Raw genomic sequence first — 390 nt, forward strand, 5'->3', positions numbered from 1 at the left:
CCACGCCGACCAGCCGACCAACTCCTTCTACAACGCTTCCAAGCCGGCCACGTACGCGCCCGAGCTGGACACGCCGAACGAGTACCCGGCCAAGCTCGAACCGTCCGTCGCGGCCGGCTCGGACCCGATCGCGGCCGAGCTGAAGAGCGCGTACGGCACAGATGACGTCTACGGCATGCACTGGCTGCAGGACGTCGACAATGTCTACGGGTTCGGAAACGCGCCGGGCAAGTGCGAGGCGGGCCCCTCGGACACCGGCCCGTCGTACATCAACACCTTCCAGCGTGGCGTGCAGGAGTCGGTGTGGGAGACGGTGCCGCAGCCGACCTGCGACGCCTTCAAGTACGGCGGCAAGAACGGCTATCTGGACCTGTTCACCGGTGACGCCTC

General features: G+C 66.9%; 1 protein-coding gene. It reads left to right on the forward strand.

Translation table 11 applies throughout. The features are described 5' to 3' along the window. Positions 1–390: glycoside hydrolase family 48 protein (locus tag ADK65_RS02960; protein ID WP_324614239.1), on the forward strand; the 390-nt coding region annotated here is incomplete at both ends.

The sequence above is a fragment of the Streptomyces sp. NRRL B-1140 genome, from assembly GCF_001280065.1.
GTDB lineage: Bacteria > Actinomycetota > Actinomycetes > Streptomycetales > Streptomycetaceae > Streptomyces.